At 35.4% G+C, this 17,191-nt stretch carries 15 protein-coding genes; 5 read left to right on the top strand and 10 right to left on the bottom strand.

What is annotated here, in order from left to right:
• Positions 1 to 186: 186 nt before the first annotated feature.
• Positions 187 to 1,488 carry a branched-chain amino acid transport system II carrier protein BrnQ1 gene (brnQ1, locus tag M014_RS0117910; protein ID WP_098303266.1) on the top strand — a complete coding sequence of 434 codons (1,302 nt, stop codon included), beginning with the start codon at positions 187 to 189 and terminating at the stop codon, positions 1,486 to 1,488.
• A gap of 41 nt (positions 1,489 to 1,529) precedes the next feature.
• Here brnQ1 and M014_RS0117915 read toward each other — a convergent pair whose 3' ends face one another.
• Positions 1,530 to 2,078, bottom strand: coding sequence for a DUF3916 domain-containing protein (locus M014_RS0117915; protein ID WP_026592952.1), 549 nt, complete (start codon positions 2,076 to 2,078; stop codon positions 1,530 to 1,532).
• 208 nt (positions 2,079 to 2,286) lie between these two features.
• Here M014_RS0117915 and M014_RS0117920 point away from each other — a divergent pair, with 208 nt between their 5' ends.
• Positions 2,287 to 4,014, top strand: a complete 1,728-nt coding sequence (locus tag M014_RS0117920) for a DUF2339 domain-containing protein (RefSeq protein ID WP_026592953.1) — start codon at positions 2,287 to 2,289, stop codon at positions 4,012 to 4,014.
• A gap of 34 nt (positions 4,015 to 4,048) precedes the next feature.
• On the opposite strand, the gene M014_RS0117925 is transcribed toward M014_RS0117920, so the two are convergent.
• Together M014_RS0117925 and M014_RS0117930 are read right to left on the bottom strand one after the other, a co-directional pair.
• Positions 4,049 to 5,596: a DNA-binding protein gene (locus M014_RS0117925; RefSeq protein WP_026592954.1), complete on the bottom strand. Its 1,548-nt coding sequence runs from the start codon at positions 5,594 to 5,596 to the stop codon at positions 4,049 to 4,051.
• Positions 5,597 to 5,778: 182 nt separating this feature from the next.
• Positions 5,779 to 7,170, bottom strand: a complete 1,392-nt coding sequence (locus M014_RS0117930) for an amino acid permease (protein ID WP_026592955.1) — start codon at positions 7,168 to 7,170, stop codon at positions 5,779 to 5,781.
• A gap of 271 nt (positions 7,171 to 7,441) precedes the next feature.
• On the opposite strand from M014_RS0117930, the gene M014_RS0117935 reads away from it, so the two are divergent.
• Positions 7,442 to 8,734: an NCS2 family permease gene (locus tag M014_RS0117935; RefSeq protein WP_026592956.1), complete on the top strand. Its 1,293-nt coding sequence runs from the start codon at positions 7,442 to 7,444 to the stop codon at positions 8,732 to 8,734.
• Between the two features lie 167 nt (positions 8,735 to 8,901).
• Here M014_RS0117935 and M014_RS0117940 read toward each other — a convergent pair whose 3' ends face one another.
• Complete coding sequence (locus M014_RS0117940) at positions 8,902 to 9,177, bottom strand: hypothetical protein (RefSeq protein WP_026592957.1); 276 nt, start codon at positions 9,175 to 9,177, stop codon at positions 8,902 to 8,904.
• 100 nt (positions 9,178 to 9,277) lie between these two features.
• On the opposite strand from M014_RS0117940, the gene M014_RS0117945 reads away from it, so the two are divergent.
• Both M014_RS0117945 and M014_RS0117950 read left to right on the top strand, forming a co-directional pair.
• Complete coding sequence (locus M014_RS0117945) at positions 9,278 to 10,033, top strand: prolipoprotein diacylglyceryl transferase (protein WP_026592958.1); 756 nt, start codon at positions 9,278 to 9,280, stop codon at positions 10,031 to 10,033.
• Entirely contained in the window at positions 10,023 to 11,429 is a 1,407-nt protein-coding gene (locus M014_RS0117950) for a radical SAM protein (protein ID WP_026592959.1), read from the top strand. The genes M014_RS0117945 and M014_RS0117950 overlap by 11 nt, the downstream gene beginning before the upstream one ends.
• Positions 11,430 to 11,448: 19 nt before the next feature.
• Here the strand turns inward: M014_RS0117950 and M014_RS0117955 are convergent, their stop codons facing one another.
• The 6 genes from M014_RS0117955 to qoxB form a co-directional block, all read right to left on the bottom strand.
• Positions 11,449 to 11,886, bottom strand: a complete 438-nt coding sequence (locus M014_RS0117955) for a GNAT family N-acetyltransferase (RefSeq protein WP_026592960.1) — start codon at positions 11,884 to 11,886, stop codon at positions 11,449 to 11,451.
• Positions 11,887 to 11,902: 16 nt separating this feature from the next.
• Positions 11,903 to 12,136: a DUF4022 family protein gene (locus tag M014_RS0117960; protein ID WP_170833695.1), complete on the bottom strand. Its 234-nt coding sequence runs from the start codon at positions 12,134 to 12,136 to the stop codon at positions 11,903 to 11,905.
• A gap of 133 nt (positions 12,137 to 12,269) precedes the next feature.
• Entirely contained in the window at positions 12,270 to 14,099 is a 1,830-nt protein-coding gene (locus M014_RS0117965; protein ID WP_026592962.1) for a monovalent cation:proton antiporter family protein, read from the bottom strand.
• Between the two features lie 217 nt (positions 14,100 to 14,316).
• Entirely contained in the window at positions 14,317 to 14,628 is a 312-nt protein-coding gene (gene qoxD, locus M014_RS0117970) for a cytochrome aa3 quinol oxidase subunit IV (protein WP_026592963.1), read from the bottom strand.
• A 2-nt stretch (positions 14,629 to 14,630) separates the two neighbouring features.
• Positions 14,631 to 15,233 carry a cytochrome aa3 quinol oxidase subunit III gene (gene qoxC, locus M014_RS0117975; RefSeq protein WP_026592964.1) on the bottom strand — a complete coding sequence of 201 codons (603 nt, stop codon included), beginning with the start codon at positions 15,231 to 15,233 and terminating at the stop codon, positions 14,631 to 14,633.
• 13 nt (positions 15,234 to 15,246) lie between these two features.
• Positions 15,247 to 17,181, bottom strand: coding sequence for a cytochrome aa3 quinol oxidase subunit I (qoxB, locus tag M014_RS0117980; protein ID WP_026592965.1), 1,935 nt, complete (start codon positions 17,179 to 17,181; stop codon positions 15,247 to 15,249).
• Between the last annotated feature and the right edge of the window lie 10 nt (positions 17,182 to 17,191).

Below are 17,191 nucleotides of genomic sequence, written 5' to 3' on the forward strand. Positions count from 1 at the left end.
TTACATAGCCGCAACTAATATGTTGGAAAATCAAAATCGAGTTATATACTTCCCTTTTTAGAGGGGAGAAGAGGAGTGCGAATCATCTTTTATTAGGCGTAGCGGCTATATGTTGAAAAATTAAAATGGGATTTATATAGGCTGAAAAGGATTCTACTTTATATGAAAGTAAAGAAGGAGAAAGAAATGAAATCACTACAGAAAAAAGAAATTTTGCTTATGAGCCTGATGTTATTTTCCATGTTTTTCGGAGCTGGAAATCTAATTTTTCCACCTTTCCTTGGATATGAAGCGGGGGAACATGTGTGGATTGCATTGTTCGGCTTTATTATATCAGCAACTGGACTTCCGATATTAGGTGTAATGGCAATTGCTAAAGCCGGAAGTTTTCAAGGATTGGCCAATCGTGTACATTCTTCCTTTGCAATTATTTTTCCATGTTTAATTTATTTGTTTATCGGTCCTGGACTTGGTATACCACGTGCCGGGAGTTTAGCTTTTGAAATGGGGCCAGGTCAGTTCTTCCCAGAGACTAGTAGTGTATTACTACTCATTTACACGGTCATCTTTTTTAGTATTGTATATTGGCTAAGTTTATCACCATCAAAATTGATGGGGCTGTTTGGAAAGATATTAACACCCTTATTATTGTGTATGATTGCTCTTATCTTTATAAAGAGTATGATTACACCAGCAGGAGATGTTCAAGCACCAGTAGGGAACTACGGACACGCTCCAGTATTTCAAGGTTTTTTAGATGGATATTTAACAATGGATGCTTTAGCGGCATTAATCTTTGGAATTGTTATGGCAAATACTTTGCGTGCTAAAGGAGTACAAGATGAAAAAGGACTAGCAAAGTATATGAGCATGGCAGGTATCGGTGCTGGTCTTTTATTATCTCTTATTTATGTCATTTTGGGATATGTTGGATCAATAAGTGGTTCGCTTGGAAAGTTCGATAATGGAGCACAAGTATTAGCTCATATTATGACTACATTATTTGGACAGGGCGGCATGGTATTATTAGGAATTATTTTTACTGTTGCTTGTTTATGTGTATCGATTGGACTTGTTACATCTTGTAGTCAGTTTTTTGCAGAAGTATTTCCGAAAGTATCTTATAAAGTGTGGGCTTTTGTCTTGAGTGTAGTTAGTATGATTCTTGCTAACCTAGGATTAACACAAATTTTAAAAGTATCAGTTCCTATTCTTGGGTTTATTTATCCGATTGCTTTAACACTTATTATTTTAGGACTATTTCATAAGTATATTAATAAGTATACGTATATATATCCAATGACAATTGGATTTGTAGCAGTGTTTAGCGGGATAGATATTTTAAATCGAAACGTGTTACTTTCAAAATGGACGCCTATATTAGAAAACATTCCTTTGTATACAGAAGGAGTAGGATGGATTATTCCAGCGATTGTAGGTGGCTGTTTAGGAATGATTGCCAGTATTTGTATCAATAAAAAAAATTAAAAGAAAAAGGTGTTTTCTATATTGGAAAACGCCTTTTTTGTTTAATTTAATTCGCCTATAAACCATATTTCTTTGTCATTGTAATTATCGTCAGTAAAAATTTCTCTGTAGCCTTTTACCTGTAATTCTTTAGGTATATGTAAGCCAAATTCTTTTTCAATATCGCGTTCTTGTAGTAATGGAATCCACTGTGGTCCGTCCATGTATCCACTTAGAAAGCCTTCAAAAAATCGTTCGATCCCTTGCTTACTAAATACAATGAAGATATTAGAAGTGTGTAAGTTCGGAAAAGAGACACCCAAATAAATACGATACTCCTTTTCAACTTTAGTTTTCATATGAATGAAATGCTCTACTTGATTGATTGCGGTCTGTAAATAAAATCGTTTCATCGAGTTTGATTTACGTTTTGAATTCATATAAGAAGGATTGATGGGAAGATGGATAGACCAGCAACCTAAAGAAGATGTTTCAGTCGCATTTGGTAAAGAACTTGTATGTGCGATGGTAGATTTTAAAAAATTGCGGCATACTCTCCTTAAACCACGAATTTTCTTTTTTGAACGATGATTCCAAATTGGCGGTTTCAAACAAACACCTCATAAACATTATGTTTTAATTTTCATGAAAATAGAATAGGGATTGCCATTTGCTACTATAATAGCAGAAACTGGAGATTATTAGGGGAATTTTATTAAAAAATGAATAGATTAGGAGTATTATATAAATAACTGGTAATTTATCCAATTGTTATAATGCATTCTACTATTTTAACAGCATGATCAGAGGGGGGAGAAAATGAAACAAGATTTGGGTAAAAAAATAGAAGCTCTAGAAACAGCAATTGATACATTGCAGGAGACGCTCTATGAGTTAAAAGCACAGCAAAGAGAAATGGAAGAAGAAAGAGTTCAACAAGTAAAGGAACCTATTGAGAAGAAACAAGATGTTAGTATCCCTGTGCAAAATGTACGACAAGAAGAAAGAGTCATTAGCCAAGAAAGTGTGACGGAACCGGAGATAAAGCAGGTGGATATATCTGCGTTTAAGCCTGAACCATTTGACATTATAAAATTTTGTCAAACATGGCTACCACGAATTTTCGTTGCAATTATGCTACTTGGGGTAATTTGGCTATTTAAAGCGGGGGTAGATGCAGGATTACTTACTCCAGCAATTCGTATTGTATTTGGCGTAGCATTATCAGTTGCTTTGTATTATGTAGGTGATATACAAATAAAAAAAGAACGTCAAGCGTTAGGTTTGGTATTAGCTGGAGGAAGTATTACAGGCATTGTTTTAACGACATTCGCTGCACATTATTTGTATCATTTCTTTCCGGCAATGATGGCATTTATATTCAACATTATTTGGATTATACTCGGTATCTATTTAGCTAAGCGATATCAATCAGAGTATCTCGCTATATTTGTATCTGTAGGCGCCTTTTTTGTACCGTTTTTATTAAATAGTACAACACCTAATTCTTACATTTTCTTTGGATATGAAACGGTGTTAACGATTAGTTTATTATGGTATGCGTATAAAAATCGCTATCAATATTTATATGTGGTGTCTTACAGTGTTGCTGTGCTTGTAACGTTTTTCTTTTTTGTGATTATGACAGTATTATTAGGTCATTTACAAGTGCAATTAACGATTGTTTATGGATTGATTCATATTATGTTGTTTTGGCATATGTTTATTGATAAAAACTTTATTTACGAGCCCCGGATGGCGATATTTGGTGCTAATGCTATCTTTTTCGTTATGGCAATTGTGAAAATTCCAGACTTTACAACATGGGGATTGTTAATTTGTACAATTGTACACACTGTAATGTTTGTGGCTGACTATATGAAAAATAAAAAATCGCCATTTACAGATCTTTTATTTGGTTTTGCGATGGGGTCGTTTAGTTTAGCGATTTTATATGAATTTAGTTTAGTGAATGGAGCAATTGTATTGATGTTACAAGGTTTTTTAGGTATCGTTGCTTCTGCGAAATTAAAACAAGAAATCAAGTTTTATATTAGTGGAGTTATTTATGTAATCGGTATGTTGCAAACCCTTGTTAGCCCATTTGAGACATTCATGTCAGCGGCTTTTGTAGCCCACCTCATTTTAGTTGGAACATTTTATTATGGAATGATGAAAGTGAAACCAATGTTGAAACGCTTTGGGAAATATGTGTATTCGATGACGTTATATAGTTTTATGGTACTTGTATTTATTACGATTACTAGAATAGGAGAGGTTCTTTCAACAGACGGAAGTATTATCAGTGTACCTGTCTCTCTTGCATGGATGATATATGCTTTAGTTTCAGTTTGGTTTGGGCGTAATAGAGGAATGAATGAAATATTATACGCCGGATTAGTTGTGTTAGTTGTGACAGTGAGTAAGTTATTCTTCTTGGATTTACCAGAAGTATCAATGATGATTCGTGCAGTATTATTCTTACTTATTGGTGGACTAGGAATTGTTATTTCTAGAATGTTTTTCTCGAAAGAAAAAGGTGATTAGTAAAAAAAGCAATCCATTTAGGATTGCTTTTTTACTATTTATTATTAATAGTGACAGCTTCATTATATTTTGTCGTTGTATTTTGACGAAGACGTAAAGTGGCTTGTCCAGTTGTATTCGGTGCGAGTTGTACATTTACTACTTTTTCAGCAAAACCTAGGCTATTTGTTGTGAAAGAGAATACACTACTATATCCAAAAGTAGAAGGCCAAGTACCATTTTCATTTTGTACTTTCGCAATTTGTGTTCCTCCAGTTGTAAAAATCCCTAGAGAATAATTATTGTATGTCGCATTAGGTAATAAATTGTTTGCTTGAAGTCTTATTTGAAATACTTCGTTGCTTGGTAGAATACTAGGGCGAATGACTGTATAATCGCTAGTTGTTACAGTTCCCTTATATCCATAAGAACCAGGCTTAAATGTATTTGTATTGAACCATTGATATCCTTGATTTGGAGCGCTCCAAGGTTCTGGTTGTGGCTCAGTTGATAAATTAGGTTGCTCAAATGTTTGTAAAGGTGTTGGATTATCAAGTTGTAGGCCATTTACTTGATCTAAACTTGTATAAGTTTCTGGTTTAGATAACCAATTAACAATGTTTTCCAATAGAATAGCGTCATTTTCTTCTTTATATCCATCATATGTTTTTTTTGCTTGTCCTGTATCTTCACGAACATATTTTGGTGAGGCATCCTCAACAGGAGAAGAATCACCAATAAAGGCTGCTTTTCCAAGGCCAACTTTAGCAATTGCAGCATAAGGACCTTCTGCAATACCGCCACCATTATAAACACCGCTATCAACAGCGCTATTCCATTTTGATGGGTTTTCTGGAAGATATACGATTCCTTTCGCTAATTTAGGGTTTGTAATGGCAAGTGTAGAACCAGCATGCATAGCTACTGATGAAATCCCTTTTGTAATACCAAAGGATTGTTCAGGTGATACAATATTTTTGGCAGAAACATCTCCAAGCGCATTATAGCGAAAGCGAATACCAAAGTTTTGGGATAACCAATCGGAGCTTTCTACTCCTTGCATTGCTGGTGAGTTTGCTTCTTCATTAGACATCCCTTTTGCCGGGTTGTCCCATGCACCACGTCTGTATCCATTAAATACCTCTGAAGAATCCCAACGATTCTTATTTCGGTCTGCATTATAATGATCTGCGATAAAGAAAATACTACCACCATTTTTAACATACTGTAACATGGCATCTTGTTCAGATTTTTTATAAGGAATATTTGCTTCAGGAACGATAAATACATGATAATCTTTTAAATTTTCATATGTAATAGGTGTAGATTGGCGAAGCTCTTTTACAAAATATCCGTTTTTAGCAATACCATTTCCAAAATCAGAAAAACCACCATCAATGACCCAATCGGCTGTACCGGCTGTTTGCCCGTGTGTATTATCAAATAATACTTTCTTCCCATTGTTTTGATTTACAACTTTTGCAGCAATCTCTGGTGCTGGATCTGTAGAACTTTCAGCGAAAGCTAGTGGAATAGAAGTGCTTCCGATACTGAATGTAATTGCTGTTGCTAAAGAAAGTTTAAGCCATTTTTTGTTCTTCATAGAAGAATCCCCCTAATAATAAATATATGTGCCTTAATAATGTAATGGATTTTTTTATGAAAATAAAGATGGAAAATGTAAAATATACAAAAAATTTGTAAAAATAACATGGATTTTGTTGATAAATATTTGTGTGAAAAATAAGAAAACCCCTTCCTCGCTATAAGGAAGGGGCAACATATTTAACTAATTTTTGAAGTTTGTGCAGCATCTATCTTATGAAATCCTTTTAAGTAATATACAACTACTAATGAAATCAACCAAATCGGACCAACAATTAATGCGATTCGTGTATCTTCTGAATAAGCCATAATTCCTAATACTAATGCAAGGAAAGCAAGTGAAAAATAAGAACTTAATGGATATAAAGGCATTTTGTACGTTAAATTTTGCTTAGTTTGTGCTGGTAATCCTTTTCTGAATCGGATTTGAGTAACTAATATGATCCCCCATGTCCAAATTGCACCGAACGTTGAAATACTAGTAAGCCATGTAAATACTTTTGCAGGAACAAGATAGTTTAAAATAACACCAACCAGTAAGACTAAGGAAGTTGCTATAATTCCACTACTTGGAATGCCATTTTTATTTAAACGGCCGAATTTTTCAGGCGCCTTTTTTTGCTCTGCCAATGTAAATAACATACGTCCTGTACTAAATAAACCACCGTTACAAGAAGAAAGAGCTGCCGTTAAAACAACGAAGTTAATAATTCCCGCTGCTTTTGCTATACCAATTTGTTGGAATGTTAATACAAACGGACTTCCTTTATCGCCAAGTTCATTCCATGGATAAATTGCCATCATAACAAATAATGCTCCAACGTAGAACAGTAAAATGCGCCAAAATACGTTATCAATTGCTTTTGCAAGTGTTTTCTTCGGATTTTGTGCCTCACCAGCTGTGACACCGATAAGTTCGACTCCTAGATAAGCAAATAAAACCATTTGTAAGGAAAGAAGTAACCCAGAAAAACCATTAGGGAACCATCCGCCGTGTGACCAAAGGTTCGAAATTCCAGTAGCGATGCCATCATTTCCAAATCCAAATAGAATAATTCCTGTCCCAATTACAATCATACAGATAATTGTGACAATTTTAATTAAAGCAAACCAAAATTCAAGCTCTCCAAATACTTTTACAGATAAAAAGTTAAATGCGCTCATTAATACGAGAGCCAATAACGCCCAAATCCAGCGCGGGATATCTGGAAACCAATATTCCATATAAATTCCAGCGGCAGTGATTTCAGCCATACAAGTAACAACCCATAAAAACCAATAGTTCCATCCAGTTATATAACCTGCTAAGGGTCCTAAATAATCATGTGCGTATTTACTAAAAGAACCAGCAACTGGTTGTTCAATTGCTATTTCCCCAAGAGCACGCATAATGAAGAAGATAACGAGTCCAGCAATCATATAAGCTAATAGAATAGAAGGTCCAGCTAATTTGATAGCAGAAGCAGATCCTAAAAATAGTCCTACACCAATAGCGGATCCAAGAGACATCAATGTGATGTGTCTTTGTTTTAGACCGCGGTTTAAAGTTCCTGATTTGTTTGTTTGCTGCATAAAAAGCCTCCTTATAGGATGAAAAGATTGAATGCGCTTACTAGAAGTGCAACTATTTTAAATTATAAAACATTTCTGTCTGTTATGCTACAAAAATTGTCGATGTATGTTGTACTATATCTGTATTTGTCAGACCTAAACTTAAAATTCTAACTATTATTGAATACATTGACTCTTTCTTTTATTGATTGGTAAGATTAAGTATTACATTTTCTCGCATAATTATAAGAATGTGTGATAATAATTCATTGTGTAGGAAGGGTACTTAAGCATGTTTCAATTACAAAAGTATAACACTTCTGTGAAGCAAGAGATTTTAGCTGGCATCACAACATTTTTTACATTTGCGTACATTCTTGTCATCAATCCGAAAATACTATCTGATGCAGGTGTACCTTTTGATCAAGCATTTACGGCAACTATTATTGCGACAATTGTCGGAACATTATGTATGGCGTTTTTTGCAAATTATCCAATCGTCATTGCTCCAGCCATGGGGATGAATGCGTACTTTGCTTATTCTGTTGTACAAAAAGCAGAAGGCATTACATATGCTATTGCGTTTTCAGCAGTATTTGTAACGGGTATTATTTTTCTTTTATTGTCTTTTACATCATTTCGTCAAAAGCTTATTGTAGCAATTCCAGATAGTTTGAAGCATGCTATTGCAGGTGGGATTGGGTTATTTATTGCTTTCATTGGTCTTCGTTTATCTGGTATTATTGTTGATTATCCATCTAATTTAGTTACAATTGGAGATTTTCATTCACCGGCTGTTATTTTAACACTGATTGGTTTAGTGTTAGCAGCAGTGTTAATGGCATTACGTGTGAGTGGTGCGCTATTTATAAGTATGATTGTAACGGGGATAATTGCCTTCTTTACAGGGCAATTGAAGTTTAGTGATCAAATTGCAGCGATTCCTCATTTACCAAAAGGGATTATCGTTTCCAATCCTATAACTGCATTTTCTGATGTAATGGAATATGGGTTATACGGCGTTGTTTTTTCATTCTTACTCGTACTTTTATTTGATACAACAGGGGCTTTGCTTGGTCTAATTAAACAAGCTGGTTTAAATACAGATAATGCTGAAAAGCGTTTCGGTAAAGCATTTATTGCTGATGCAATAGGTGGTACAACGGGAGCAGTGTTCGGGACAAGTCCGACAGCGGCAACGATTGAATCGTCAGCAGGAATTGCAGCAGGTGGTAAAACAGGATTAACAGGTATTGTAGTAATCTGCTTAACGATAGTTACAGCATTTTTCAGTCCTGTAATTGCTTCTTTATCAAGTGTGGCAGCAATTACGGCTCCCTCATTAATTATAGTAGGGAGTTTAATGGCACAAAGTATTCGTGATATTAACTGGAATGAATTTGAAGATGCATTGCCGGCATTTTTAATTTTTGTAGGGATTCCATTAACATCTAGTATTGCGAACGGAATTGCACTTGGATTTTTAATTTATCCAATTTTAAAAATTGTGAAAGGGAAAGGGATGGAAGTTCATCCGCTTCTGTATTTCTTTGCAATTTTATTTGGATGTCATTTGTTCTTATAATATAGAAAAGAGTATTTATTTGTAAGAATTTAACATTAATCGTGAAGTTTCTTTGTTTTTTGGTTCCCTCTTTATTATTTATAATTATAGAAGAATGATAAGAGCTAAAGAAGATAACTAAAGCATAGAAAAACCTTCCGGGCATATGGAAGGTTTTTTCATGTCTTTTAAAGAGAAAATATCAAGAATCCACCGCAAATAATAAAGAATACGAATCCTAAAATAAAGGGTGTACTAATAATTCCTAGTAAAATAAATGGTCGCCCTCGATATGCTTCGTATCCTCCCCAAGATAATAAAGAGACTCCTACAATAATAAATGTAATCTCAATCCAGCGAATAAGAACTCCAAATAATATGATGAGAGCTAGAAATGTAACTGCAAAGCCAATCATCCATTGTTGAAAAGGACGAGGTTTTTTTGATGAGTTTGTATTACTCATAAATACCTCCTGAAAATTCGGAATTGTTTTATAATAAGTATTATTTTACAATATATGTATTATTAAAGATAGATAATAGACGTAAGAAAGGTATAATTATATGGAATTTCCAATTTATTTACATGTATTTGGAGTAAAGCTACATCCTCATGCTATTTTTGAATCACTCGGTATGTTTCTTGGGTTTCGTTATTATTTAAAAAGTCGACGAAAAGAGAAGATTCCAGAAGTAAAAGCGCTATTCATCTTTTTAGGTGCTATATTTGGTGCTTTTCTTGGGGCGATTCTTTTGGCAACACTGGAGCATCTTTTGCAGGTTCAGAAAGTAATAGGGGAGAATGGCTGGCAAGGATTGATTCAAGGGAAAACAATTGTAGGCGGTTTGTTAGGTGGACTTATTGGTGTAGAAAGTGTGAAGAAAATGGTTGGTCATACAGAATCAACGGGTGATGATATGGTCATTCCTCTGGTACTAGGAATTGCAATTGGTAGAATTGGTTGTTTTTTAACTGGCATTGGAGATGAAACGGTAGGGATACAAACAACATGGTCAGTTGGAATTGATTTTGGTGATGGGATGCTCCGGCATCCGACACAATTATATGAGATTGGTTATTTATTTATCCTTATGATTTGCTGTATTTGGCTAAGTAGACATAAACCGTGGGAAGGGTTCGTTTTTCAAATCTTTATGTTGGCATATTTAAACTTTCGCTTTTTGGTTGAATGGCTCAAGCCGACAGATAAGTTATATGTGCATTTGAGTGCGATTCAATGGGCTTGTATTTTGGGTGTTTGTTATTATGTTGTGTTAGTTATGAAAAAGAGAAAAGGGGAAAGACGACATGCCAAATAGGGACTATTTATATTATGACCTAACGAGTAGTGTGTGCTCCACATGTTTACAGAAAGTAGAAGCGAAGATCATTATACAAGATGAAAGAGTCTATATGGTAAAGCATTGTATGTTGCATGGCCGAGAAAAGGTGCTCATTTCAACAGATGTCTCGTATTATAAGCAATGCCGCGAATTTATTAAGCCGAGTGAAATGCCATATCGTTGGAATACACCTATTAAATACGGGTGCCCTTATGATTGTGGACTTTGTTCGGATCATGAGCAACACAGTTGCTTAAGTATTATTGAAATTACAGATGTATGCAATTTACAGTGTCCGATTTGTTATGCAGAATCATCACCAAAGCGCACTACATGGCGAACAGTAGAACATGTGGAGATGATGTTAGATGCCGTTGTAAAAAACGAAAAGAATCCAGATGTTGTTCAAATTAGCGGCGGTGAGCCAACGCTTCATCCTCATTTCTTTGATATATTAAATATTGCAAAACAAAAACCAATTAAACATATTATGATTAATACGAACGGTTTACGCATTGCACAGGATATTACGTTTGTAGAAAAGTTAGTAAAATATACACCTGGATTTGAAATATATTTACAGTTTGATAGCTTGGAAAAAGAAGCACTGCAGAGTTTACGCGGGGTTGATTTACGTGAAATAAGAAGAAGAGCGATTGAGAACTTAAATAAATACAATATTTCTACAACCCTTGTTGTTACATTGAAAAAAGGAGTAAATGATAAGGAAATAGGTGAGATATTACAATATGCAATACAACAAAAATGTGTACGGGGTGTTACATTTCAACCTATTCAGCAAGCGGGACGAACAGAAGATTTTAATCCTGAAACCAATCGTTTAACATTAAGTGAAGTACGTCAAATGATTATCGAACAATCTTCGTTATTTACAGAAGACGATATAATACCGGTTCCTTGTCATCCGGATAGTTTGGCGATGGCATACGCATTAAAATTAGATGGATCTATTTTTCCACTAACCAGTATAATTGATCGAAATATTTTATTAGAAGGAGAGCGGAATACGATTGTTTTTGAAAGTGATGAGCAATTAAAAGGACAAATCTTTAAGTTATTTAGCTTAAATCATTCACCAGAAAGTGGCTATGATTCATTAAAAGAATTGCTCTGTTGCTTGCCAAAAGTTAGTCTTCCAACAGGGATTGGTTATGAGAATGTATTCCGCGTATTAATTATGAAGTTTATGGATAATTATGATTTAGATATACGTTCGGTAAAGAAATCCTGTGTTCATATTGTACATCCTGATGGAAGAATTATTCCGTTTGATACGTATAATTTATTTTACCGTGATGAGAAAGAAGAGTATTTAAAAGAGCTACAAGGAGAGGGGGGAATTATAAAATAAAGAGGATGACCTCTTTATTTTATAATGTTTTATACATTAATTTATGAAGTCCAATTGGATGAATATCAAATATTTCGCCATGCTCAAGAAATCCTAAACGTTTATAGTAATCTGTAACGGTAATACGAGCATTACACCACAATAGCTCTGCTTCACGCTCTTTTAACATTACTTCAGCTTGCTGGATTAATGAGCTACCAGCATGTTGTTTTCGAAAGCTAGGCATTGTAGCCATGCCTCGCAAACGATAGTGATTATTACCTTGTAAGGAAGGTTCTGATTCAGCTGAGAAAGATGCGATGCTAATGAGTTCAGCATGTAAGAAAGCACCGAGATGAAAGGAATTTGTTTCGTAATCAGATGGGTATTTACAATCTTCCAACTGTTGAGTTGGACGTAAAATTTTTTGACGTAGTTCGTATGTTTCAGAGGCATCAATACATCTAATTGTAACCATACAGAATCCACCTTTCTTATGACGCTTTTTCTATGAGTTGTAAAAAGAAATAGGCCGGTGCAACACAAAGACCTAATATACTACAAGTACCAATGAGAAGAGAAAGAAAGAGACAAAAGTATTTCGTTCCATTTGTTTTTTTCCATCCATAACTGCAAATTTCAATGCTAATACCGATGAGAATAATGGCAACGAGTACTTCTGCGAGTAGCAAAAGAGCTAAAGTTGAAATAGACATAGTGTGATTCATCCCCAGAATATTTGATAGTAATATTTTACCATTAAAAAACGAGAATCTTAAGAAAAAGTTTGAAAGTGTATGGTGAAAGGAATAAGTGTTATGTAAGCAGAAAGTCCCCTCGTGATGAAAAGGGGACTTTCTGCTATTCTAATATGCTTTTCATTGTATCAATATGTTCTTTTGAACCTGTTACAAGAAGCGTATCACCATGTTGTAATGTTGTATCACCATGAGGTACCAATGCTTTATTACCTCGGTAAATTTGAATGATGAGTACATCACCTAGGAATGGTAAGCGACGAAGCGCTAAACCATTATATTTATTACTACGTAATTCGATCTCACGAACCGTTTCGTTTGCAGTTGTAATTAAACGAACGAGACTTGGTTTATCGATAAGTGCACGTAATAAAATTCTTGTAGAGTTGATGGTTGAGAATACGGCAATATGTTCTTGCGTTGCTTTTTCTTGTAGAAGAGGATCCTCTACACTTGCAATGACGTGTTCAACACCTAATTCTTTCGCATGTTCTGCTAATAATAAGTTTTGTTCATCATCACTTGTTGCGACAACAACTCGATCTACATTGAATGCTTTGTGTTCGTCTAATTGTTCTATCGTCATTGTATCTAATTTTACAATAGGGAAGTCATGAGATGTTGCTTCCTCTGCATTTACTTTATTTTGACGCATCATGTATAATGTTACATCATAATCTTCACGTTTTAAATCAAGTGATAATGGAAGAGTGATTCGACTTGCTCCAATGATAGAAACTTTTGGTTTTGGTGTTTCAACCCTTGGAAACATCTTTTTAAATAACACAGGTGCAAAAATACATGTAATAACTGCACTTAAAATAAGTGAAGCAGATAGACTCGGACTAATGATATTTAGCTTTTCACCAATTTGTGCCGCAGCGATAACTAATGAAAGTGTAGATGTTAATAAAATGGCACTTCCGAGTACAATGTTACGTGGATACCATTTTCTTAGTACAAGCGATGGCAATAATTTTGAAATAAAGAGTCCAACAATTAAAATGGGAATCATTAGCATACTAGAAGGCTCTTTAAAAATCGACCATACTTCTAAATTAACCCCAACCATAACGAAGAAAATGGGAATGAAGAAACCATATCCGATGGAATCAAGTTTTTCGACCATATCTTCATTTGGTGATAGTAAGGATACGAGCACGCCTGCTAAAAAGGCTCCTAAAATATTTTCTGCACCAACAGATTCAGATAATCCGACTAATATTAAAATGAGTGCAAAAACAGCACGTGTGTCAATTTGTACACTACCAGCTTTTAGGCTTTCTAAGTATGGAATATTTTTAAAGCGTCTTGCCACAAAGTAAATGACAATACCTGCGCCAAATAGAACGAGAAGAAGCCACATGCTCCGACCACTTTCGGAATTTAACCCGACAAATACAGCGAGTAGAATCATTGTAACTAAGTCAGCAATCACAGCGACTAATAAAATAATTTGGCCGATTGCTGTTTTTCCTAAGTTATTTTCTTTTAATGTCGGTACAACAACACCTAAAGAAATCGTTGAGATAATTAATGTCATGAACATTGCATTATCGACAAATCCAAGCCATACAAATATAAGTGATAGGGCATAGGATAAGATGAAAATGAATAAAAAGATAATGCTTGCGGCTTGGAACGTATTTGGTTCATTTGTCGTATTCTTTTTTCCTTTTTGTTTAAAGATCGAAAAGTCAATTTCTAAACCGCTTAAGAACATTAAGAAAATAAATCCTAGTGTTGATAAGACTTGAAGCCACATATCTGGCTCAATAACGTTAAACCCACTTTTTCCTACAAAAATTCCTGCAATAATTTCTGCAACAACGACAGGAATTGCTTTTAACTTAAAGCGTTGCAACAAAAGGGGAACGAAAAACGCGATTGCGACGACAATCATAAGTGATAAGACTGAAGAATGTTGTTCCATTGCGTTCTCTCCCTTCAAATAATATAGTACATATTTTAGCTATATTATTTGAAGAAAAGCAATGCATATGAACTCGATTCCATAAAGAAAGAGTTTTCTTAACATTTGTCATAATAAGTATAGTTTACATGATAATGTTGTAATTTCCGTAATATGGTGGAGGAGGGGATAAATAAAAAGACTGCTGAGATTATCTCAGCAGTCTTTTTCATGTCCATTACATAGAGAAGAAAATCCATACAGTAAGACCAACTGTTGCAATTGCAACGAAGAAACTGTATATCATTGTAACAATTTGAATTGTACCTTCTCCTTCTCTTAAGTGCATGAACATAATTAATTGTAATAAACCTTGCGCAAGTGCCATTACGATAATTGTTGTTAATATCGTCGAAAGTGGCAAGTCTGTGTAAAGCGCAACGTATAAAGCAAGGAACGTTAGTCCAAGCGATAAAATGAACCCGAAAACGTGTGACCATGGAAACCCGCTATGCGTGTGTCCATTTGCTTGTGTATTGTTTTGTCCCATTATTACGCCACCATCCCGTTCAAGTAAACTAGTGTGTAAATAAAGATCCAAACAAGGTCAAGGAAATGCCAGTATAAGCTGATAATAAATACTTTACGAGCTGTAACTGGTGTTAATCCGCGTTTTAAAATTTGGATGATTACACAAGTTGCCCAAATGATACCACCCGTTACGTGGGCACCGTGTGTTCCAAGAAGAACGAAGAATCCAGATAAGAATGCGCTTGTTTGGATCGTAGCGCCTTCTCCAACATACATGATGAACTCTTCAATTTCAAAGAATAGGAAGCCTGCACCTAAAAGCAATGTGAAAAGGAACCATCCTAACATAGCTTTTTGGTTGTTTTTACGCATTTCATGAATTACGATACCGCATGTAAAACTACTTGTTAAAAGTAGTAATGTTTGAATTAAAAGTGTTTTAACTTCAAACAAGTCTGCTGGTGTTGGGCCATCCGCCGTACGACCAGCAAGGACTAGATAAGAGGCGAAAAGTGTTGCGAACAGCATAATTTCAGCCCCTAGGAAAATCCAGAACCCTAGAATATTCAATCTGCTTTGTTCAGATTGATATTCTAAAGGTAAGCTTTTATCTAAAGCCGCCATTTCGTTTCACCTCTCATGCTACATGTTCTGTTTTTTTAATTTCATCAACGCTTACGTAGTAACCATCGTCATAATCAAATGAACGGTAGATCATACAAGCTAGCATACCGATACCACCAATAATTGCTAACCAGAACCAGCTAAATACTAACGCAAAACCAGCAAGACCGATAAAGCTAGACATAATAATAGGAACACCTGAATTGCTTGGCATGTGAATTGGTTTTAATTCATCTGCTTTTGGTGTAATTGTTTCTCCACGTTTCTTCATGAACCAGAAAGCATCAGCTTCTTTAATTTCAGGAAGTTTAGCGAAGTTATAATGTTGTACAGGAGATTGAGTTGCCCACTCAAGTGTACGGCCATCCCATGGATCTCCAGTAGTGTCACGTTCACCGTGACGAGCACTCCAAATTACGTTGTAACATAGTAATATGAAACCAATACCCATCATTACTGCACCTACAGATGCGATTTGGTTTAACCAACCCCATCCAAGGCTTTCTGAGTAAGTGTACATACGACGAGTCATACCATCTAAACCTAAGAAGTACATTGGGAAGAAACAGATGTTAAATCCGCTCATAAAGATCCAGAATGTCCATTTACCTAGGCGTTCGTTTAACATATGACCAGTCATTTTTGGATACCAGAACGTAAATCCAGCAAGCATTGCGAATACTGTACCTGCGATTAATACGTAGTGGAAATGGGCGATTAGGAAGTAGCTGTTATGGTATTGATAGTCAGCTGCTGCCATTCCAAGCATAACCCCTGTAACCCCACCGATTACGAAGTTTGGAATAAATGCTAATGACCAAAGCATTGGCACTGTAAAACGAATACGTCCTTTATACAGTGTAAACAACCAGTTAAAGATCTTAACCCCGGTTGGAATCGAAATCGCCATTGTCGAAATCGAGAAGAATGAGTTAACAGCTGGACCAGATCCCATTGTAAAGAAGTGGTGAAGCCATACTAAGAAACTCAGTAAAGAAATTGCAATCATTGAGTACACCATCGCACTGTAACCGAATAGACGTTTACGTGAGAATGTACTAATGATTTCAGAGAAAATACCGAATGCCGGTAAGATAACAATGTATACTTCAGGGTGACCCCATACCCAGAATAGGTTGGCCCAAAGCATTGGCATACCGCCGCTCGCCATCGTAAAGAAGTGAGCATCAAATAGACGGTCAAATGTCATTAATGCAAGAGCAACTGTTAATACTGGGAAAGCGAAAATAATGATAATTGTTGTAATTAAGATTGACCAAGTAAACATTGGCATTTTCATTAATGTCATACCAGGTGTACGCATTTTTAAAATCGTAACCAGGAAGTTAATACCGGTCATTAATGTACCAAGACCTGAAATCTGCAGTGCAATTGCGTAGAAGTTATTTCCTACGCCAGGCGTAAATTCGGTACCAGCCATTGGGAAGTATGATGTCCACCCAGCGTCTGGAGAACCTCCGATAACGAAAGCGATGTTAAATAACATTGCTCCAATAAAGAATAACCAAAAACTCAATGCGTTTAAGAATGGATATGCAACGTCACGAGCACCAATTTGTAATGGTACAACAACGTTCATTAATCCCATAACGAATGGCATCGCCATGAAAAGAATCATAACTGTACCATGCGTTGTAAAGATTCCGTTATAGTGTTCAGCGTTTAAATATGTTGTATCCGGGAATGTTAATTGTGCACGGATCATTAAACCGTCCATACCACCACGGAATAACATTAAAACTGCCGATATAATATACATTATACCGATTTTTTTATGGTCAACAGTTGTTAACCATTCATCCCAAAGCCATTTCCATTTTTTATACTTTGTCAGTACGAAAATGATTGCTAATGTCACAAGAACGATAGATGCGTCAGCTCCGTAAATTATCGGATCACCTGTGACAAAAAATTCATCAAGCTTCACTGTGTTCACT

It is taken from the genome of Bacillus sp. UNC437CL72CviS29 (assembly GCF_000482345.1).
In the GTDB taxonomy this organism is placed as follows: Bacteria; Bacillota; Bacilli; order Bacillales; family Bacillaceae_G; genus Bacillus_A; species Bacillus_A arachidis.

What these genes read in the sequence shown, in the direction of transcription:
- M014_RS0117945 (WP_026592958.1), top strand. Translation starts at nt 9,278, where the DNA reads ATGGAATTTCCAATTTATTTACATGTATTTGGAGTAAAGCTACATCCT.
- M014_RS0117965 (WP_026592962.1), bottom strand. Translation starts at nt 14,099, where the DNA reads ATGGAACAACATTCTTCAGTCTTATCACTTATGATTGTCGTCGCAATC.
- M014_RS0117960 (WP_170833695.1), bottom strand. Translation starts at nt 12,136, where the DNA reads ATGAATCACACTATGTCTATTTCAACTTTAGCTCTTTTGCTACTCGCA.
- M014_RS0117950 (WP_026592959.1), top strand. Translation starts at nt 10,023, where the DNA reads ATGCCAAATAGGGACTATTTATATTATGACCTAACGAGTAGTGTGTGC.
- M014_RS0117920 (WP_026592953.1), top strand. Translation starts at nt 2,287, where the DNA reads ATGAAACAAGATTTGGGTAAAAAAATAGAAGCTCTAGAAACAGCAATT.
- qoxD (WP_026592963.1), bottom strand. Translation starts at nt 14,628, where the DNA reads ATGGGACAAAACAATACACAAGCAAATGGACACACGCATAGCGGGTTT.
- M014_RS0117940 (WP_026592957.1), bottom strand. Translation starts at nt 9,177, where the DNA reads ATGAGTAATACAAACTCATCAAAAAAACCTCGTCCTTTTCAACAATGG.
- M014_RS0117930 (WP_026592955.1), bottom strand. Translation starts at nt 7,170, where the DNA reads ATGCAGCAAACAAACAAATCAGGAACTTTAAACCGCGGTCTAAAACAA.
- M014_RS0117935 (WP_026592956.1), top strand. Translation starts at nt 7,442, where the DNA reads ATGTTTCAATTACAAAAGTATAACACTTCTGTGAAGCAAGAGATTTTA.
- qoxC (WP_026592964.1), bottom strand. Translation starts at nt 15,233, where the DNA reads ATGGCGGCTTTAGATAAAAGCTTACCTTTAGAATATCAATCTGAACAA.
- M014_RS0117925 (WP_026592954.1), bottom strand. Translation starts at nt 5,596, where the DNA reads ATGAAGAACAAAAAATGGCTTAAACTTTCTTTAGCAACAGCAATTACA.
- M014_RS0117955 (WP_026592960.1), bottom strand. Translation starts at nt 11,886, where the DNA reads ATGGTTACAATTAGATGTATTGATGCCTCTGAAACATACGAACTACGT.
- brnQ1 (WP_098303266.1), top strand. Translation starts at nt 187, where the DNA reads ATGAAATCACTACAGAAAAAAGAAATTTTGCTTATGAGCCTGATGTTA.